This is a genomic window from Psychrobacter sp. NPDC078409 (genome assembly GCF_050268505.1).
GTDB lineage: Bacteria > Pseudomonadota > Gammaproteobacteria > Pseudomonadales > Moraxellaceae > Psychrobacter.
Window position 1 is genome coordinate 529408 of record NZ_JBNNGW010000003.1, and the last position, 18640, is coordinate 548047.

17 protein-coding genes are annotated in these 18640 nt (G+C 42.9%); 10 read left to right on the plus strand and 7 right to left on the minus strand.

The window, feature by feature from the left end; genetic code table 11:
- Positions 1 to 420: 420 nt before the first annotated feature.
- Positions 421 to 783: a septal ring lytic transglycosylase RlpA family protein gene (locus ACQKC9_RS08240; RefSeq protein WP_057757673.1), complete on the plus strand. Its 363-nt coding sequence runs from the start codon at positions 421 to 423 to the stop codon at positions 781 to 783.
- 72 nt (positions 784 to 855) lie between these two features.
- Here the strand turns inward: ACQKC9_RS08240 and ACQKC9_RS08245 are convergent, their stop codons facing one another.
- Positions 856 to 2877: an ATP-binding cassette domain-containing protein gene (locus ACQKC9_RS08245; protein ID WP_427621335.1), complete on the minus strand. Its 2022-nt coding sequence runs from the start codon at positions 2875 to 2877 to the stop codon at positions 856 to 858.
- A 661-nt stretch (positions 2878 to 3538) separates the two neighbouring features.
- Here ACQKC9_RS08245 and erpA point away from each other — a divergent pair.
- From erpA to ACQKC9_RS08285, 8 genes are all read left to right on the plus strand, one after another.
- Positions 3539 to 3919 carry an iron-sulfur cluster insertion protein ErpA gene (erpA, locus tag ACQKC9_RS08250; protein ID WP_057757666.1) on the plus strand — a complete coding sequence of 127 codons (381 nt, stop codon included), beginning with the start codon at positions 3539 to 3541 and terminating at the stop codon, positions 3917 to 3919.
- Positions 3920 to 4272: 353 nt separating this feature from the next.
- Positions 4273 to 5847, plus strand: coding sequence for a glutamate--cysteine ligase (gshA, locus tag ACQKC9_RS08255; protein ID WP_427621336.1), 1575 nt, complete (start codon positions 4273 to 4275; stop codon positions 5845 to 5847).
- 125 nt (positions 5848 to 5972) lie between these two features.
- Positions 5973 to 6485: a disulfide bond formation protein B gene (locus tag ACQKC9_RS08260; RefSeq protein ID WP_057757661.1), complete on the plus strand. Its 513-nt coding sequence runs from the start codon at positions 5973 to 5975 to the stop codon at positions 6483 to 6485.
- Between the two features lie 440 nt (positions 6486 to 6925).
- Positions 6926 to 7564, plus strand: coding sequence for a copper resistance protein NlpE N-terminal domain-containing protein (locus tag ACQKC9_RS08265; protein ID WP_427621337.1), 639 nt, complete (start codon positions 6926 to 6928; stop codon positions 7562 to 7564).
- A gap of 261 nt (positions 7565 to 7825) precedes the next feature.
- Positions 7826 to 9307, plus strand: a complete 1482-nt coding sequence (gene mpl, locus ACQKC9_RS08270; protein ID WP_427621338.1) for a UDP-N-acetylmuramate:L-alanyl-gamma-D-glutamyl-meso-diaminopimelate ligase — start codon at positions 7826 to 7828, stop codon at positions 9305 to 9307.
- Positions 9308 to 9643: 336 nt separating this feature from the next.
- Positions 9644 to 9898, plus strand: coding sequence for a GlsB/YeaQ/YmgE family stress response membrane protein (locus ACQKC9_RS08275; RefSeq protein WP_057757652.1), 255 nt, complete (start codon positions 9644 to 9646; stop codon positions 9896 to 9898).
- A 233-nt stretch (positions 9899 to 10131) separates the two neighbouring features.
- Positions 10132 to 10686 (plus strand): peptide deformylase, encoded by a 555-nt coding sequence (gene def / locus ACQKC9_RS08280; RefSeq protein ID WP_057757649.1) that lies wholly within the window; start codon positions 10132 to 10134, stop codon positions 10684 to 10686.
- A 147-nt stretch (positions 10687 to 10833) separates the two neighbouring features.
- On the plus strand, positions 10834 to 12009 hold the full coding sequence (locus ACQKC9_RS08285; RefSeq protein WP_427621428.1) for a type III PLP-dependent enzyme: 1176 nt from the start codon (positions 10834 to 10836) through the stop codon (positions 12007 to 12009).
- Between the two features lie 78 nt (positions 12010 to 12087).
- Here the strand turns inward: ACQKC9_RS08285 and ACQKC9_RS08290 are convergent, their stop codons facing one another.
- From ACQKC9_RS08290 to ACQKC9_RS08305, 4 genes are all read right to left on the minus strand, one after another.
- Entirely contained in the window at positions 12088 to 13023 is a 936-nt protein-coding gene (locus tag ACQKC9_RS08290) for a hypothetical protein (RefSeq protein ID WP_427621339.1), read from the minus strand.
- Positions 13024 to 13100: 77 nt separating this feature from the next.
- Positions 13101 to 13931 (minus strand): 4-hydroxy-tetrahydrodipicolinate reductase, encoded by an 831-nt coding sequence (gene dapB, locus ACQKC9_RS08295; RefSeq protein WP_427621340.1) that lies wholly within the window; start codon positions 13929 to 13931, stop codon positions 13101 to 13103.
- A gap of 172 nt (positions 13932 to 14103) precedes the next feature.
- Positions 14104 to 15240: a molecular chaperone DnaJ gene (gene dnaJ, locus ACQKC9_RS08300; RefSeq protein ID WP_057757637.1), complete on the minus strand. Its 1137-nt coding sequence runs from the start codon at positions 15238 to 15240 to the stop codon at positions 14104 to 14106.
- A 251-nt stretch (positions 15241 to 15491) separates the two neighbouring features.
- Positions 15492 to 15620, minus strand: a complete 129-nt coding sequence (locus tag ACQKC9_RS08305; protein ID WP_265089150.1) for a hypothetical protein — start codon at positions 15618 to 15620, stop codon at positions 15492 to 15494.
- Between the two features lie 43 nt (positions 15621 to 15663).
- On the opposite strand from ACQKC9_RS08305, the gene ACQKC9_RS08310 reads away from it, so the two are divergent.
- Entirely contained in the window at positions 15664 to 16314 is a 651-nt protein-coding gene (locus ACQKC9_RS08310; RefSeq protein ID WP_057762251.1) for a DUF2939 domain-containing protein, read from the plus strand.
- A gap of 153 nt (positions 16315 to 16467) precedes the next feature.
- Here the strand turns inward: ACQKC9_RS08310 and ACQKC9_RS08315 are convergent, their stop codons facing one another.
- Both ACQKC9_RS08315 and ACQKC9_RS08320 read right to left on the minus strand, forming a co-directional pair.
- Complete coding sequence (locus tag ACQKC9_RS08315) at positions 16468 to 17532, minus strand: disulfide isomerase DsbC N-terminal domain-containing protein (protein ID WP_427621341.1); 1065 nt, start codon at positions 17530 to 17532, stop codon at positions 16468 to 16470.
- A gap of 377 nt (positions 17533 to 17909) precedes the next feature.
- Positions 17910 to 18614, minus strand: coding sequence for a pseudouridine synthase (locus ACQKC9_RS08320; protein ID WP_057757631.1), 705 nt, complete (start codon positions 18612 to 18614; stop codon positions 17910 to 17912).
- Positions 18615 to 18640 lie beyond the last annotated feature (26 nt).

Genomic DNA, 18640 nt, shown 5'->3' on the forward strand with positions numbered 1-18640 from the left:
CTAGAATAATGTTTAACCTTATGCATTCTACAAAATAGTAAGAATATAGCAAGGTTTTTTTACATTATATTATCTATTTCTATTTGAGCTTTCATAGCGATAATTATGCTATATCGATAGATTTGGTCTTTATATATTACCTATTTATATTATGTGGTTGGCTTTCCAATATTTTGTCGGGTTATTTATGAGAATCACTCTTTATAAGTCTAATTTTAGTACCTACGCCATCATTATTTTTGCTAAAAAATAGCTATTTTTCCTTAAAAAACAGCTATTTGACCTCATGAGTTTTTTACACGGCAGTAATAATATGACAAGCTAGCTCTTGTAGAATCCCCTATTATTCATACTCATAGGGAGTATAGATAACGTAGGCAAGAGCATCTGTCTATTTTATTAATTGCTTAAAGGTATTAAATGTCTTATTTAATCAAGTCTTTGGTTGTCACTTTATCGCTACTACTTAGCACCACAGTTTTTGCAGCCAATACCAGTTACTACGGTAGTAAGTTTCATGGTAAGCGCACAGCTAGTGGTAGTATCTTCAACATGAACTCTCTAACCGCTGCACATCGCACGTTACCGTTCGGCACGAAGGTACAAGTAACCAATCAAAAGACAAAGCAGAGCGTCGTTGTAAAAATCACGGACAGAGGACCTTTTATTAGAGGTCGTATCCTTGATTTATCAAAAGCCGCTGCTGGTGAAATAAACTGTCAGCTTTGTACGACCACGATGGAAATACTGTCGTACGGTGATGGCAAATATCGTAAGGAATAATGTAATAAAAAAGGGATGGCTTATGCCATCCCTTTTTTATGTCTGCTTATATAACTAACTATCTAGAACGCTTTATGCGAACTTAGCTTCCATCTCTTCTAAAGTCGTCATTGATAGTAGTAACTTCTCTTCATTATCACTATGCTGCTGCTGTAGCGCTGTTTGCTCATTGAGTAATACAAGCAAGTCAGACTTACGGCTCTCTTCGTACAGCTCTGTATCAGCCAGTTTTTCTTCAAGCGTTACAAGCTGCTTATCAATCTTAGCCAGTGTCTTTTCTGTTTCCTCTATCTCGCGGCGGATAGGTGCTGTCATCTTACGCTGTTCAGCCGCTAGCTTACGCTGCTCTTCTTTACTAAGTGCAGGTGTTGCAGCTTTACTATTTGATGAGTTATCAGATGCTTTATTACTTGCTTGGCTATTATCTGTTTCACGTGAAACAAACTTCTTGCTCTCTTTTTTGCTTTTTTTCTTGCCTGTATTTTTATCTGATGCGTTCTCTTGCTTGCGCTTCTCTGCTAGCCATTTACCATAGTCACCAATGTCGCCATCGAACTCTTCGATAATACCATCGTGTACCAGATACAGCTCATCACAGACATTGGCAATCAACTCTCGATCATGCGAGACCAGTACCACTGCACCTTTAAAGCCTTGTAAAGCTATAGTCAGTGCTTGACGCATTTGTAAGTCTAAATGGTTGGTAGGCTCATCGAGTACAAGGACGTTTGGACGTTGCCAAACGATCAATGCCAAGGTCAAACGCGCGCGCTCGCCACCTGAGAATAGCTCGCTTGGTGTATCAATACGCTCACCGCGGAAATCAAAGCTACCCAAAAATGAGCGTAGCATCGCATCAGAGGTTTTACCTGCTAGGCGACGTAGCATCTCTATAGGCGTTGCTTTGGCATCTAGGATATCCATTTGATGCTGATTGAAATAGCCGAGCTTTAGGGTATCCGAAACACGATACTTCCCTGTTAGTACGCCAAGCTCACCGACTAAGGCTTTAATCAGCGTTGATTTACCAGCGCCATTCATACCTAGTAAGCCAAGACGGGTATCAGGGGTAACCTGTACATTGGCATTGTGTAGAAGCGGTGTCTCACTATAGCCAATATCTGCGTTGGTCAGCTCAATTAGTGGTGAGCTCATGTTTGCTGGCTCATAGAATTGGAACGAGAACGGATTGTCAGCCATCATTGGTGATAGCTCTGCCATACGCTCTAACTGCTTAATACGGCTCTGTGCTTGCTTGGCTTTACTGGCTTTAGCACGGAAACGACGAATAAAGTCATCCAAGTGAGCCTTTGTCGCTTCTTGCTTCTCAAACGCTTGCTGCTGCTGCGCCATACGCTCGTGACGGGTACGAATAAACTGTTGATAGTTACCAGTATATAGGGTGATTTTTTGTTGCTCTACATGTAGGATATGACCGACTGTCGCATCTAAAAACGCCTGGTCATGCGAGATGACGATGACCAGACCCATATAGGCATTGATCCATGTCTCAAGCCACAAGATAGCGTCCAAGTCCAAATGGTTGGTTGGCTCATCGAGTAACATCAAGTCAGCACGGCTCATCAAGGTTTTGGCGAGGTTTAAGCGCATACGCCAACCACCAGAAAACCCTTCTACTGGCAGCTCATGCTGGCTAGTTTTAAAACCAAGACCTGCCATAATTTGTGCCGCTTTAGTCGGCGTACGATATCCGTCGATTTCATCGAACTGCTGGTGCAACACACCAATTTGCTCATCACTGACACTGCTCAAATCATTTAGCGCCGCATTAATTTCATACCACTGCTCATCACCGCTCAATACATAATCGATTGCAGACTGCGTCGTAGCACCAACTTCCTGTGCCATGTGCGCCACATGCCAGCTATCAGGAATACTGACTTCACCTTTATCAAGGGTGACCTCTGTATCGCCTGTACCCATCTGCGTCAGTAATAGCGCAAATAAGGTAGATTTGCCTGTGCCGTTGTTGCCCGTCAGTCCAACTTTGTGACCTGGATGGAGCTGAAAGCTTGCACCTGCAAACAATTCACGACCATCACGGCGAACACCAACGTCTTTAAATTCGATCATATAATTTCTTCATCTCAACAATAATATAGATATAGGGCAATAAGAAACACACATGGGGTATGCCAACTGGCGGCTATTATTTCAAACGCTTGCCCCATAGGCAAACAATTAAATAACTATTTCAAAACTAAGTATTTATTACGCTAAACACCTTACGTTGCACAAGCGACTCTTAAGCTCATACATGGTTGTTACTATTATAAAGGTTATGGCCGTAAAATACCGTAATATGACTAATAAGCTTTAAGACTGCCTAATATTATTAAGTAGTGTTTTATATAGTCACACGCTATTATTTTTTAGTCTGGTTATTGGTTTAGCCCATTGACGCAGTTATTTTGAACAATTCAACATCAAAATTAGATCATTGCTATTCGTTAGTAAAATTCAGTAGTTGCATCACTCTTGACAAACGAATCAGCACCCCCATTATGATATACTGCTAAAAGATAAGTGCCCACCATCAATAGAGCCAATAAAACATTGTGGTGGCACAAATACTATTTTGAAATTGTACAAACAGCTTATAATGCACCAATAGCTTTGCCATAATGACAGCACCCAATTAAATCAAACGCCGTGCGTATCTTTATTTGCAAGTACCCTATTGCAAACCCAAACAGGACGACGACCGCATTTGATCCTAGCAACTGAGGTAGATATGAACGAATCAGCCAACCAATTTAGCCCAAGCTCAAGCCAGCCAGTAGACCCAACCGTATTAAGCCTAACTGATAGTGCGGCGCAAAAAGTACGCCGTCTACGCGAAGAAGAAGGCGATAGCGATCTTATGTTACGTGTCTATGTGACAGGTGGCGGTTGTTCTGGTTTCTCTTACGGGTTTAACTTTGCCAACGATCTAAACGAAGACGATGCCAATTTTGATAATGGTGATGTGACGTTAGTCGTCGATTCGCTAAGCTATCAATACTTGCAAGGCTCTACCGTTGACTATACCGAAGGTCTGGAAGGGGCACGTTTTGTTGTGACCAATCCAAATGCCACGACCACGTGCGGCTGCGGTTCGTCATTCTCTATATAAGCCAAATAGACGCGGTCGCGCTATAGTTATTAAGATAATGCAATAGTGTGCGAACACCATGTCAAATGGCTTGTAGGCATAATGAACAAAGCATCTATCTCTCAGGTAGATGCTTTTTTTATCAAACTGTCTGGCTAGAATAACGCTATATTCGAGATGAATTTATATTAAAAATAGGGTCAAAATCCTCACAAATCGCGTTGCCTAAAGCTTATCGTATTTGTAATTGTCCGTGGTTTTCAAGACAGCTTTGAGCTAAACTGACGGAATTATTGACCTAACATTTACCTATTTTATGGACAAACGCTTATCGTGTTTTGATCCGCCATAATAAATAACAATAGATGACTATTATGAGTAATTTTGCGAGTAGCTTTGTTAATTTCGAAATCCCTAATTGGTTTGATAGCCAACACTTAACGGGTATGCTCCGCGGTATTGAAAAAGAGGGCCTGCGCGTAAAGCCTGATGGTTTCTTGGCACAGACTCCGCATCCAGCCAAACTTGGGTCAAAGCTTACCCATCCTTTTATTACTACCGATTACTCAGAAAGCCTGCTTGAGCTCATCACTGAACCAAAGTCCTCACCAAAAGAGACGCTAAATATGCTGCGCCAATTGCACGTATTGGTCTATCAGGGCATACCTGAAGGTGAGCTGATGTGGCCATTATCGATGCCTTGCATGTTGTCTTCTAAAGACGAAGATATCCCACTAGCTGATTATGGTAGCTCTAATACGGGTAAGCTAAAAACTCTATATCGTAGTGGCCTTGGTATCCGCTATGGTCGCCGCATGCAGACGATTGCTGGTCTACATTACAACTTGTCTTTTGGTGATACGTTGTTTGAGTCTTGGCAAGCCCAAACACCGACCGCACAAAGCCAAACATTGACAGAGTTCAAAAACGAAAAGTACCTAGGGTTGATTCGTAACTTTAAACGTTTGACCAGCCTTGTTTTATATTTGCTGGGTGCCAGTCCAAGCGTATGTCCTTGTTTCTTGGCAGGGCGTGAGCATGATTTAGAATTGCTTAATGATTCGACCTATTACAAACCTGCTGCGACTAGCCTGCGTATGGGCAAGCTTGGCTATACCAATAGCGTGCAAGAGCAACTTGATATCCGTTACAACTATCTGCCAGAGTATGTCGATGGTCTACGCCGCGCCATTCAAACACCGCACGAAAGCTTTGCTAAGCTTGGCCTAGAAGACGAAGATGGTAACCCGATCCAAATCAATAATCATATTTTACAAATAGAAAACGAGTACTACAGCCCTATTCGTCCTAAACAAATCGCAATGAGCGGTGAAACACCAACCGAAGCGCTTGAGCGTCGCGGTATCGCTTATGTCGAGTTCCGCGCTATCGATCTTGATCCATATAGTGACGTAGGTATTCGCCTATCTAGTGCTTGCTTCCTAGAAGTGATGGCATTGTACTGTCTGTTCAGTGACTCACCAGACTTGCTACCTGAAGAAGAAGACACGCTCGCTATCAATCTTGAGCGTGTGGTCAATGAAGGTCGCCGTGATGACTTGCATATTATCAATAATGGTCAAGAGCAGTCACTTGAAAGCTGGATGCTCACGCATCTAGAACGTATGCAGCCGCTTGCTGCACTGCTTGATGCTCACTACGGTGGTAACGATTACCGCGCGGCCGTAGCATTGATGCAAGGCAAAGCAGGACACTCTGAGTCGACTATCTCTGCACAAGTAAATTCTGACAGTAAACGCTTAGGCAGCTTATGGCAGCTTGGCTTTACGTTGGCTCAGCAGCATCGCGAGTCTTTACTACAGCAAACACTTAATCCAAACACTCAAGCTAAATACGAAGTATTGGCAGAAAAATCTATCTTACAGCAAGCTGAGATTGAGCAGTCTGAAACAGAAGACTTTATGGAATTTTTACAGCAGTATCGCTAAGCCTTGATTACTAGCTTGTAACTCCCAGTTATTAATTGCTAAGTCCTGACTATGAAATTCTGACCGCCTAATTTTATTTGCTACCCTACATCTATTATAGATAAACCCATAAGAGTAACCGCACAATGCGACAGCTAACCACTTACCGTAACCTGCAAGTATTTTTGGTGATAATGGCCATCATAGGCATGAGTTTTGCGCTGTTTTATCTACAGCGTCATCTAGGGCTTTCACCTTGCCCACTCTGTATTTTTCAGCGTGTTGGTCTAATCGTCATGGGCGGATTTGCCCTGATATCAGCGTTGTTTAATCCTAAGTCTAAAGTGATAAGACTATTGCTATGGCTTGGGAGTCTAGTAGGTATCGGCTGGGCAACTGCGGTAGCAGCACGCCATGTATGGCTGCAACATTTACCTGCTGACCAAGTACCTTCTTGTGGTCCAGGACTGAACTATTGGCTTGATACCCTCCCTATCCTACAAGTATTCAAAGAAGTATTTGCAGGATCTGGCGAATGCGCCTCTGTTGATTGGACGCTTATGGGATTAAGTATTCCTGAGCAGTCGTTGATTCTATTCAGTGTGCTGCTGATCGTACATGTCTTGATATTAATGCGTATCGTAAAATCTGCTAATTAAGATCGTATGACTCAATAAGACGTTAAGTTTCTTTCTTACTTCTGCTTTTAAAACAGACATTGCTATCTTCGATACAATGTCTGTTTTTTTATCTACTATTAACTCGCCCTTACAAACCATATTAGCGATACCAACAGGTATCGCTAATGTCAACTTATGCCTTTTAGATATAATGCCAACAACAAAAAGCCCACAGAGATATTTTCAAGCCTTTGATATCTTTACTCAGCTTACCTTATAAACGGATAAGCATTAGATATTTGTCGCTTTCTACTCATAAGCTATCTGTATTTTGAATATAAGATAATGCTATCAAGTTCTTAATTTATATTATTACTACGCGCCCATGCCTTATTATCCTTCTTTGACAATGGCTTTACGTTGTCGATAGTATAGATGAGCTTGAAAAATACTTGTTAAAAACTGTTTTTGGTATGACCATGATATATTTTGCTCCCGTTCGCTCTACTACGCTTGCTATCGTAAAACGGTGGCGTCCTTCGTTACTTGTAGCGTCACTATGCGTGCTACTCGTAGGCTGTGATAGTGCCTCGTCCAATACCGATAAAGACATGGTATCTACGTTCGCGTCGACTGGTTCTGAGTCGCAGGAGGCTTCACAATCATTGCAAAATGACAATGCTAAGAGTGCTGAGCTAGCGAGTGATGATGAGACAAGCGAAATGGTGGAAGGGCAATCATTAATTGCTGCTGCTCAGTCAAATAAAGATACCTATGCAGACAGCTCTATGGAGCGATCAGAAGCAAAAAGCAGTATGCTGCAAGCAACATTGATGGGCGATTATGGCGGCATGGTCTCTTGTACAGATTGCGACAGTATCGACGTTACATTGAACTTATTCGCCGATGGTTCCGTACTAAAAGCAAGTTATTATCATAATCCTGAAAAACCAAAAACACCCCTACTCGAATCGGGTATCTACCGACAAGACAATGATAAAATCACCATTGTCTATGAAGGGAAAAATATCGAGACCTACCATATCCAAGACAATCATTTGATACGGATCGATGAGCACGATAATTTAGAGGATGACTATACGTTATCACGAAAATAAAAGCGTCATCATGCTGACTGTTAGTTGGCGTATCGCTACATACTAAAATGACCAAATTACATTAGCTACATAGCGCCTACTTGTTAGGCGTTTTTTATTGGTCATCGAACAGGGTTTACTTTACAATGATTGCTTGTTTGCCCAGCTGATATATTGGTCGTTGTTTATCAGAGTGGTTATTTTTACTGATGACAGCTAGGCACTTCACACTTTACTTTATCAGCTCTCTATTCTTTTCATTCAAGCGCGTACGGAACGTCTATGCATATTCATATCCTTGGTATTTGTGGTACTTTTATGGGCTCACTGGCATTGCTAGCACGTGCGCTTGGGCATACGGTCACAGGTTCAGATGCCAATGTCTATCCTCCTATGTCCACTCAACTCGAAAATGCTGGCGTGACTATAGAAGAAGGCTATCTGGTAGAACATTTGCAACCAACGCCAGACTTAGTCGTCGTTGGGAACGCGATGAAGCGCGGCATGGATGTGATTGAGTATATGCTAGATAATGGCTTGCGCTATACCTCAGGTCCGCAGTTCTTATCTGAGCAAGTATTGCAGTCACGCCACGTAATCGCCGTTGCAGGTACGCATGGTAAGACCACAACCACGACTATGCTTGCGTGGATATTACATTATGCTGGTATCGACGCAGGGTTTTTGATTGGCGGTGTACCACTAGTTGATACAACTGACGAGCACTTACAGCAAGTGTTTGCGCACAGCAGCTATTTGGGTGCTGATAAAAGCGATAATGATAAATCTGGTTACTTTGTGATTGAAGCAGATGAGTACGACTCTGCGTTTTTTGATAAGCGCTCAAAGTTCGTTCACTATCGTCCGCGTACTGCTATTTTGAATAACCTTGAGTTTGATCATGCAGATATCTTCGCAGATCTCAATGCAATACAAACTCAGTTCCACCATATGGTGCGCATGATTCCAAGCACTGGCAAAATCATTATGCCAGCCGCGACCATTAGTTTAGAAGATACGCTAGCGAAAGGGGTTTGGACACCTATCTGGCGTACTGCCGTCATCGACTCTACTTTAGATGATACGAGTGAAAATGCGCGTGCTTTAAAAGATAGTAGCGACTGGCAGTCTGAGCTGATTCAAGAAGACGGTAGTAAGTTCAAAGTTAGTTTTGCCGCTAATGAAGATGCCTCTGCCGTTGTAAACTGGTCAATGAGCGGTATCCATAACGTCAATAATGCATTAGTTGCTGTAGCTGCTGCCTATGATGTTGGTGTCAGTGTTGAGACTTCTTGTGCTGCTTTATCAGATTTCGCTGGTATCAAGCGCCGGATGGAGCTGATTGGCGACGTCAATGACATCTTAGTCTTTGATGATTTTGCCCATCATCCAACAGCTATTACGACCACATTAGATGGTGCCAAAAAGAAGCTGGCTGATAGACGCATTTGGGCTATCATTGAGCCGCGTAGTAACACCATGAAAATGGGTATTCATCAAGACAGCTTGGCTCAATCAGCGGCACTTGCTGACTACACGTTATGGTACGAGCCTACTGGTTTGGAATGGGGCTTAAAAGAGGTCATCGAACAAGCTAAGGCTACTAGCGACGCTATCGGCAACCAACAGGTTCTATCAAGCATTGATGCTATTATTGAGCATATCAGCAGTCATGCAAAAGCAGGTGATGCGATTGTGGTCATGTCAAATGGCGGTTTTGAAGGGATTCATCAGCGTTTGTTAACCGCATTACATAACGGCTAGAGCTCCTAGCTAGAGTTAAGCAACAGACTCTCTTCTCTTATATAAACGCAGCTCATCTAATAGATGGCTGCGTTTTTTATTTCCAATATTTATATGTCTTCACTATATGAGTTCGGCACTACAGGTACCACATTGATAAACGCTGTTAGTACCACTGCTACCTTTGTAACCTTTCGTTTACTTATTGCCCTTACTCGATAGCAAATCAGACTTTTTCCTCACATAGCCCCTACAGTAGTAACATTTTATGCTTACTTTTGCGTCCGAGGAGTGTTTACAATAGATTTATCAAAACTTGTAACACATTATAAATATTAATAATATTAGGAGAATAACATGAGCTTTATTTGGATGATTATTGTAGGTTTAGTCGCAGGTCTATTAGCACGTGCTATCAAACCAGGTAATGACCCTATGGGTTGGATTATGACTATCGTATTGGGTATCGTTGGTGCAATGCTAGGTGGTTTCCTAGCTGGCCTAATCGGTATTAACGCTGATGGCGGTTTCACTGGTCTTATATTCTCAGTAATTGGTGCAATTATCTTATTATTCCTATATGAAATGATTGTAAACAAACGCCGTGCATAATTAGTCATAAGCCATGCATAGCTTGGTCATAAATGATTACTAGATAATTAAAATACTATATAAACAAAGCCTTGCGTCAAGCAGGGCTTTTTTATGCTATTTATCATCGAAATTTAGTCTTTCTACCTGCATATAGCATCATATGACTGCGAAAGTATTGATAAGCATTACTTTTGTCCCCATTTATCTTATAATATCAATCCTATTTTGTCCTTATCATTGAGGTGAGCGTTATGGCACTACTCCCTATCTTAAGTTACCCAGATCCTCGCTTGCGTACTATCGCCAAGCCTGTCAAGGAAGTGACTGCTGAAATCAAAACCTTAATCGCAGACATGATCGAGACGATGTATGATGCTCAAGGCATCGGGCTTGCAGCCAGTCAAGTGGATCATCATATTCAGCTTATCGTTATGGATTTGTCTGAAGACAAAAGCTCTCCTAGAGTTTTTATCAATCCAAAAGTCACGCCACTGGTAGAAGAAAAGCAACCGTATGAAGAAGGCTGCTTATCTGTACCTGATGTCTATGACAAAGTCGAACGTCCTAATAAAGTCCGTATCGAAGCGTTAGACGGTAACGGTGAGGTCATCGACGAAGTCGTTGAAGGACTGCTTGCTGTTTGTATTCAGCATGAAATGGATCACCTAAATGGCGTAATCTTCGTTGACTACTTGTCTCGTCTTAAACAGACTCGTGCTCGTGATAAAGTTCGTAAAGTTCTCAAAATACGTGAAAAGCAAGAAGCACAATCAGCAGAAAAACAGACACAAGCTGTCAATTCTTAAAGCTCTACTCTTTATTCTTATCTTTTTTATTTCGTCTTTATCCTTCACATAGTTACGTCTACAGTGAGTGTTAATATTTAGCATTCACTGTTTGGCGATAATTTTTCTAACCGATACAGTTTCCACAAAAGGTTTACTACTATGACAATGATCAAAATTGACCAATATTTTGAACCTGCCAGCTGGCAGAAATTTACCAAGGCTGCTGAAGGTCGCGAGACGCCTTTCTTAGTAGTTGACCTTAGTCGTATCGAAACTAAATACCATGAAATGGTAAGCCTGTTTCCTAATGCGAAACTGCATTATGCAATGAAAGCTAGCCCTGCGGTGGAAGTAATCGACCTATTGGCAAACCTTGGTTCAAACTTTGACTGTGCCTCTATTTATGAGCTTGATCGTGTGCTTGGTTGCGGCGTTGAGCCATCTCGTATCTCATATGGCAACACCATCAAAAAAGCTGAACATGTTAAATATGCTTTTGAGAAAGGCATTGATCTATATGCGACTGACTCAGAAGCGGATCTAAGAAACATTGCCAAACACGCTCCAGGCTCTAAAATATTTGTTCGTATCTTAGTTCAAGGGTCAGAGACAGCAGAATGGCCATTATCACGTAAGTTTGGTTGCCATCCTAATATGGCAATCGACCTACTGGTTCAAGCACGCGAGCTGGGCTTGGTTCCTTATGGTATCTCGTTCCACGTTGGTAGCCAGCAAAAAGACGTCGCTGCATGGGATGATGCATTATCCAAAGTTAAATACATGTTTGACTGGATGAAGAACGAAGAAGGTATCAAGCTGCAAATGATTAATTTGGGTGGTGGCTTCCCGACCAATTACATCAGCGAAGTTAACCCTATCAAAGTCTATGCGGAAGAGATTACCAGCTATCTGACTGATGACTATGATGATAATGAGATGCCGGAGATTATTTTGGAGCCGGGTCGTTCGTTGGTTGGTGGTTCAGGCGTTTTGGTCAGTGATGTGGTACTGATCTCTCGTAAGTCTGATACCGATTTGACTCGTTGGGTATATACCGACGTTGGTCTATTCCAAGGCTTAATCGAGACGCTAGGTGAAGCTATCAAGTACCCTGTCTATACGCCTAAGATGGAAACGTCTACCAGTGAAGGCACCGTAGTATTGGCAGGCCCAACCTGTGATTCAACTGATATTATGTATGAAGAAGCAGGCTATCAGCTACCAGAAGAGCTTGAGATTGGTGACAAAATCTACTGGCTCACTACTGGTGCTTATACCAACTCTTACTCATCGGTAGAGTTCAATGGTTTCCCACCGCTCGAAGTGATTTATATTGACTAGTACTTAACACTGTTTCACAAAAAAGCGCGGCACGGTTAATACTCGTATCGCGCTTTTTTGTGCGTAACGACTTAGTAACTAGTCAACTCGCAAAGAAATAGGCACGCTATTATTGTTATCAATAGTTCGGCTACCGTTGCTGGTGCTACTGCTTGAGTTTTGTGAAACTTGTCCAATCGTCACCCATTGTCCACGTGGCACGATAATCGTACTGTTAAATCTTTGACCCCGAATAGCATTGCTAGCATTGCCAGTAGAATTATCAGCAGAACTCATTTTATTATAAGGTGAATTCGGCTGCACTAACCTTTCTTCTACTTGGGAGAGTTGTACTTCCACCTGTCCATTGGGCAGTAGTCTTGGTGTGACGGCAATCCCTTGTGTCGTTGGCAGTAGTATTTGCTGCTGAATCACAATCTGTGGTTTGAAATTATCGTTAGCTGAACGATGATAAGTTGGATGGTTATTAGCATTATAAGTTTGAGTTAACGAGTAGAGCGTACCTGTGCTGATACTCGCCGCACTACCAGATAATGTTTGTACTTGATATAGATTACTACTCTGCTGCAGGCTGCTACGCTGACTAATAACCCCTGCACCTTGGATACCACGATTAGTAATAATGACCTGACCTTGCTGAATATTACCTTGCAGGCCACTACTATTGCCAACACGTACGGCGACCGTCAATGCCTGTGGCTGACGGTCAATCTGAGACAACAATTGCTGTACCGCCTGATAATTGCGTGCCGTCGTTTGTAGTACCAATTTATCTTGATAGGTAGTCACCGTACCACCGTCTGCGCTACTACTTAATAGCTGCCTTACTGCAGGTAACAAACTAGCCCCGCCATAAGTATGGATAACATAGGTTTGAGAGGTGCTAGCTTGTACGGTAATTGGTAGAACCGCTAGACTCAGTGCACCAACAGACAGACATACACGGCTCGTAAGGTTGATGGTACAAGTAGCACCAATCAGTCTATGACTAATATAACGTTTGATACTATTCATACCTGCTCCCTTACTGCTATCAAGTCATCGAGCCATCAGTCATAACGCTAAACTTGACCGTCAACTATAAATAGTCGTTAGTCACTTAATCCAAGCACGTCTTGCATATTGTACTGACCTACTTCTTGCTCAACGACCCAAGTTGCGGCACGTACGGCACCAGCTGCAAATGTCATGCGCGCGCGTGCACGATGGGTAATCTCGACCACTTCGCCATCTGCGATAAACATCACAGTATGATCACCTACGATTTCGCCACCACGTACTGCGTGAATACCAATTGTCCCAGATTCGCGCTCGCCAGTTTGTCCTTCGCGGCCATAAATAGCGACGTCTTTTAGGTTTTGTCCACGCGCTTCTGCGACGGCTTCAGCCATCATATATGCCGTACCAGAAGGTGCATCAATTTTATGCTTATGATGTGCTTCAATGATTTCTACATCAGCATCATTACCAAACGCTTTGGCAGCCATACCGAGTAGCTTCAATGATAAATTAACGCCTGTCGAATAGTTACCCGCATATACGATAGTGATTTTCTCACTTGCTTTTGCTAGTACTTGTTCTTGCTGTTCATTGAATCCTGTCGTCCCGATGACCATAGCAACATTATGCTCAGCACAAACTTGCATGTTTTTTTCAGTAGCGTCAGGCAAGCTAAAATCAATCAGCACATCGATATCACTAATCACAGCGGCTAAGTCATCAACGATTTGTACGTTTAAATGACCGATAGCAGCAACTTCTCCGGCATCAGCACCGACTAGGCTAGAGCCTTGACGCTCAATCGCTGCTTTTAATGTAGTTTGCGGGTTATTCTGTACTGCCTCGATAAGCATACGACCCATACGTCCGCCTGCACCGATTACCCCAACGTTGATAGATTTATTATTTACTTGTTCGCTCATACTCTTACCTTAGATGTTTTATATTTGGTGAAACTATTTTTGACCATATTTATCGTAAGTTTAGCAAATATCGACACATGAATGGCTTTTTATACCATCAATAAAAAGCCCAAAGGTTTCATGTGAAACCTTTGGGCTTAGTTTAATACTAGCTACTTAATTAGATTATTTCTTAATCGAATAAATCACCGATTTTTTTGAAGAATGACTTCTTATGTGGCGACTGTTGGTGCTTGCTGTCGTCATCCAGCGTGTCTTGGAATTGGCGTAGCAAGTCTTTTTGCTCACGAGTCAGATTCACTGGTGTTTCGATAACCACACGGCAAATCAAATCACCTTTCATGGTAGTACGGACTGGCGTTACACCTTTGCCACGTACACGCAGTAACTTACCGCTTTGCGTACCTTCTGCCACTTTGATTTTTACTTTGCCATCTAAGGTTGGGATTTCGACTTCTTTACCCAACGCTGCATCAGTAATGCTGACGGGTACATCCATATATAGGTCAGCGCCTTGACGGGTAAATACATTGTGCTGTTTGACGCGTACTTCGACATACAGATCGCCGTTTTGTACGCCAGCACCGCCCGCTTCGCCTTCGCCAGCTAGACGAACGCGATCACCATCATCGACGCCTGCAGGGATAGAGACTTCTAAGGTGCGTGATTTGTCTTTTACGCCATTGCCATGACAGTCTGAACAAGGGTTTTTGATCTGTTTACCAGTACCGCCGCAATGAGGACAAGCTTGCTGTACCGCAAAGAAACCTTGCTGCATACGTACTTGACCTTGGCCATGACAAGTCTGACAGGTAACAACATCGGAAGCATTTTTTGCCCCTTTACCATCACAGGTATCACAAGGCGCAGGAGCCGTGAAACTGATTTCTTTTTTGCAGCCACGTACGGCTTCTTCTAATGTCAGCTCAATCACATAACGCAAGTCAGAGCCGCGACGCGAACGCCCACCGCCGCCACCACGCTGCTGACCGAAGATATCACCGAAGTTACCAAAGATATCACCAAAGATATCTTGGAAGTTACCGCCACCTGCGCCGCCGAAGCCACCGCCACCCATGCCGTTTTCAAAAGCGGCATGGCCCATACGGTCGTAGGCTGAACGTTTCTCTTCGTCGCTCAATACTTCATAAGCCATCGAAGCTTCTTTGAATTTGTCTTCCGAATCAGGATCATCAGAGTTGCGATCTGGATGATATTTCATGGCAAGCTTACGGTAGGCTCGCTTAATTTCTTTGCTGTCAGCGGTCTTGCTGACACCTAATATTTCATAAAAATCGCGCTTACTCATGCTCTCTCCTATCGTCTTTACAGCCATACCGGTTCGTCAAATCATCAGCTCAATTGATAATTGTCTTAATCTTATTCGTGGTTCTTAGCTAATGGATATGTATAACGTTTCACATGAAACATAACAACTCACCATGCTATAGAACCATAATGCTTAGACTTAACCAACAAATACGGTGAAGGCTGCTTAGCCAAATCAATTATAAAAAGTTTGCGCTATTTATGGAGATGGTCTGCTGATTTATCAAGCTCTTAAATGATGAAATTAGCAGTTGGCATCGCTGCGGCAAAAGCCAAACGATTCATTAAGGTTACTGCAAAGCTTTTCGTACCTGAGCGATGCCCAGTCGTGCTAATATTTACCGCCACATCTACGGTCATTTATACTCATAGTGATGACGATTGCGACAAGGTATCAAGTCTTATGAAAAAGCTGGTTATTCTATTAATCATCATTGCGGTAGCAGTGTATGCAGGTTCGCCTTATTACAGTGCTTATCAGCTCAAAAACGCTTATGATGATAAAGACGGTGCCACTATCGCAGCGGCTATTGATTATGAGCAAGTGCGACCAAGCGTCCAAAATCAGCTAACCAGCCAATTTGCGACGACAATGACTAAGTACCCACTAATTTCTGAGTTGGGCGGTGAGCCGTTGACCGAAGCCGCGAATGGTTTTATCGCGCAGGCAGTTGAAGGGGCTATCACTCCGCAAAATATCGAAAAAGTGATTAATACCCAAGGTCAAGCCAATACAGCAACCAAAGAGCTAGCCGCAGCATGGGCCATCGCTAGCGATCAAGTTGACTTGAAAAACCTAATTCAGAGCTTAATCATTCAGCGCGGTGATGTCGATGCCGTGGTCAAAAGCCAAATGCAGCAAGTCATGAAAAAACAAGCGGCAGAACTTGAGCAGCAAGTAGCCCAAGGCAATGACAGCGAGAAGCCAACGCTGAGCTACTGCGGTATCAACTGCTTTAGTATTAGTGGTCAGGTAAAAGGCTACCCTCTCACTATCGAGATGCAACGTGAAGGGCTTATCAATTGGAAAATCGTTGATATCGTCTTACCATAAATTATTTAAGACAGCTTTTGAGATGCAAAAATGTCTGAATAGAACCATAAAAAACCGCCTTATGAACTGATTCATAAGGCGGTTTTTTTACGTTGTTTAGCAGTCAAATATCTTAATTTTTTAAACTAAAAAACACTTAACCATACCAGTTGATTATTCAACACCTAAGAACTCTAGAAATTCTGGACTCTCAAAACTCGCCTGATATAGCATGCCATCTTCACGATAGATTGCAGGCGTCGCCATTACCGCGAGTCCAGCTGCTTTTTCACGATTGGGTGTCACATGGTCAATTGTACAACTTGCTGATGCAGGCGTCATTTCACCCTGTAGCATTGCCTTGTCAAATGCCTGACGACGACTGTCTCTATCCGCTTGGCACCAGATACCACGCATCTGCTTCGGTGACGCCTCATATATCGGATAGCCGATGACATTAACCGTCACGCCTTTTGCATTAAGCGAGGGCACTTGCTGATGCAGTCGGCGGCAGTAAGGGCAATTCACATCATCCGCCACATAGATAACGGCTCTCTCAGTAGTGGTTGCTGGATAAGTAATCAACTGGCTTTTGTCCAATGACGCAAACACAGACTGGTTTTTATGTTTTTCAAAGTTCTCATCGAGACCGATAAACTGACCATTTTCGATGACTGATATTTCACCATCGGTAATATACTGCGCATCATCTGATAGTAAAAACGGCACCCCTTCTAGCGTTGCTCCCCAGATAACACCCGGTACTGCGGTATAAAAGAATGGCGTTTTAGCGCTCATGTTCTTAAGCGCAGCCATATTTGCTAGCATGTCAGACTTGCCACTCGTATTGACAGGTTCGCCTACCTGCGCACTCGTGCTACGTAATGGTGTTTTAGTGACAACTTGCTTACTTGGGTTTTTCTGTAGCTCACCCTGAATGACGTAGCGACCATCTTCGGTGATGTGCAGCGGCAACTGGCCAGCTAAATTTACTTGATACATATTGGGTAGTTTGGATGGCACAATAGAAGTAATCTGTGTTTTGATGCCTGCTTGGGTCAATATTTGACGCAATCGCTTATCAACAGTCGCACTCACTGCTTCAGCTACTTGCGAATTTGTAGTGTTTTGCGTTACGTTATTGCTATTAGCATCCGCTGGACTTGGCTGAGCGCAAGCAGTGGTTGCTAATAGTATGACGCTGATCAGGCTAGTGGACTTTAATACAGGTAATGTCACAGAGAGATTCCTATCTGGTTTTTAATAATAGCAGTTTTCAATATTAAGACCAATTCCAAATCTACCACTAACTGAAAGGTAGCAATACATTTTCTGATTAGTCAGATTTTTGGAATTGGTTTAAGGGTTGTCTGTCATAAAAATATAGATAAAAAAGACTGTAGCATATGGGATAGTTTTGCAAAGCACTAAATGGCTAATGTCGCAAAACTGCTACTTAGCTTTAAGAGATAGGCAACACAGGTAGATAGTAGACATAAATACAATATAGCAGACCGCAAAAAGCAGCACACTAAGTAGCGGCTGCTAATGGGTTCAAAACGATAGTTTCAAGATGAGTATTATTGCCAAAGCTTAATAATCTCAGTGCTCATTTATTAAAACTTGGCAACTTCTTCTGGCGTTAAGAAACGGCTATCGCCTTTTTCTAGACCTTCTAGATTGATGTGACCGATACTGGCGCGGTGCAGTTCAGTGACTCGATTACCGAAGTAACCCATCATACGTTTGACCTGATGGTATTTGCCCTGCTCTAATGTTAGGCGTGCATGTTTTTCATCGATGAACTCAAGAACAGCAGGTTTGGTTGGCTCGTAATCCCCTTCAAGCAAGATGCCTTCAGCCACTTTCTTAACGGCTTTTTCTTGTGCATCACTATCCATTGCATCTGCCAAAGTCAGCTCGTACACCTTTGCATGCTCATGCTTAGGACTGGTGACACGGTGCAGCCAGCCGCCATCATCACTCATCAGCAATGCGCCAGTGGTATCGACATCGAGACGCCCAGCGATACGCAAGCTGCCCAATTCTGGTACAGCAATCAGTTCAGTGACGATTGGATATTCTTTAACTTTGAGCGTGCACTCAAAGCCTTCAGGCTTATACAACAAGATATAGCGATTGCCCGCAGCAACCGACAACGGCTCGCCCGCCCACATCACATCATCATTGACCACATCGACATGTAGGCCAGGGTCTTTAACCACTTGATCGTTTACAGTGATTTCGCCGGCGTGCATGATCTTTTTTGACTCTTTACGCGACAGCTCGGTGGCTTTACTAATGAATTTATCTAAACGCATACTATTTACTACCATCGGTTTTATTA

Excerpts from the sequence above, each read along its gene's own strand:
- ACQKC9_RS08240 (WP_057757673.1), top strand. The coding sequence starts at position 421 with ATGTCTTATTTAATCAAGTCTTTGGTTGTCACTTTATCGCTACTACTT.
- ACQKC9_RS08245 (WP_427621335.1), bottom strand. The coding sequence starts at position 2,877 with ATGATCGAATTTAAAGACGTTGGTGTTCGCCGTGATGGTCGTGAATTG.
- erpA (WP_057757666.1), top strand. The coding sequence starts at position 3,539 with ATGAACGAATCAGCCAACCAATTTAGCCCAAGCTCAAGCCAGCCAGTA.
- gshA (WP_427621336.1), top strand. The coding sequence starts at position 4,273 with ATGAGTAATTTTGCGAGTAGCTTTGTTAATTTCGAAATCCCTAATTGG.
- ACQKC9_RS08260 (WP_057757661.1), top strand. The coding sequence starts at position 5,973 with ATGCGACAGCTAACCACTTACCGTAACCTGCAAGTATTTTTGGTGATA.
- ACQKC9_RS08265 (WP_427621337.1), top strand. The coding sequence starts at position 6,926 with ATGATATATTTTGCTCCCGTTCGCTCTACTACGCTTGCTATCGTAAAA.
- mpl (WP_427621338.1), top strand. The coding sequence starts at position 7,826 with ATGCATATTCATATCCTTGGTATTTGTGGTACTTTTATGGGCTCACTG.
- ACQKC9_RS08275 (WP_057757652.1), top strand. The coding sequence starts at position 9,644 with ATGAGCTTTATTTGGATGATTATTGTAGGTTTAGTCGCAGGTCTATTA.
- def (WP_057757649.1), top strand. The coding sequence starts at position 10,132 with ATGGCACTACTCCCTATCTTAAGTTACCCAGATCCTCGCTTGCGTACT.
- ACQKC9_RS08285 (WP_427621428.1), top strand. The coding sequence starts at position 10,834 with ATGATCAAAATTGACCAATATTTTGAACCTGCCAGCTGGCAGAAATTT.
- ACQKC9_RS08290 (WP_427621339.1), bottom strand. The coding sequence starts at position 13,023 with ATGAATAGTATCAAACGTTATATTAGTCATAGACTGATTGGTGCTACT.
- dapB (WP_427621340.1), bottom strand. The coding sequence starts at position 13,931 with ATGAGCGAACAAGTAAATAATAAATCTATCAACGTTGGGGTAATCGGT.
- dnaJ (WP_057757637.1), bottom strand. The coding sequence starts at position 15,240 with ATGAGTAAGCGCGATTTTTATGAAATATTAGGTGTCAGCAAGACCGCT.
- ACQKC9_RS08305 (WP_265089150.1), bottom strand. The coding sequence starts at position 15,620 with ATGACCGTAGATGTGGCGGTAAATATTAGCACGACTGGGCATCGCTCA.
- ACQKC9_RS08310 (WP_057762251.1), top strand. The coding sequence starts at position 15,664 with ATGAAAAAGCTGGTTATTCTATTAATCATCATTGCGGTAGCAGTGTAT.
- ACQKC9_RS08320 (WP_057757631.1), bottom strand. The coding sequence starts at position 18,614 with ATGCGTTTAGATAAATTCATTAGTAAAGCCACCGAGCTGTCGCGTAAA.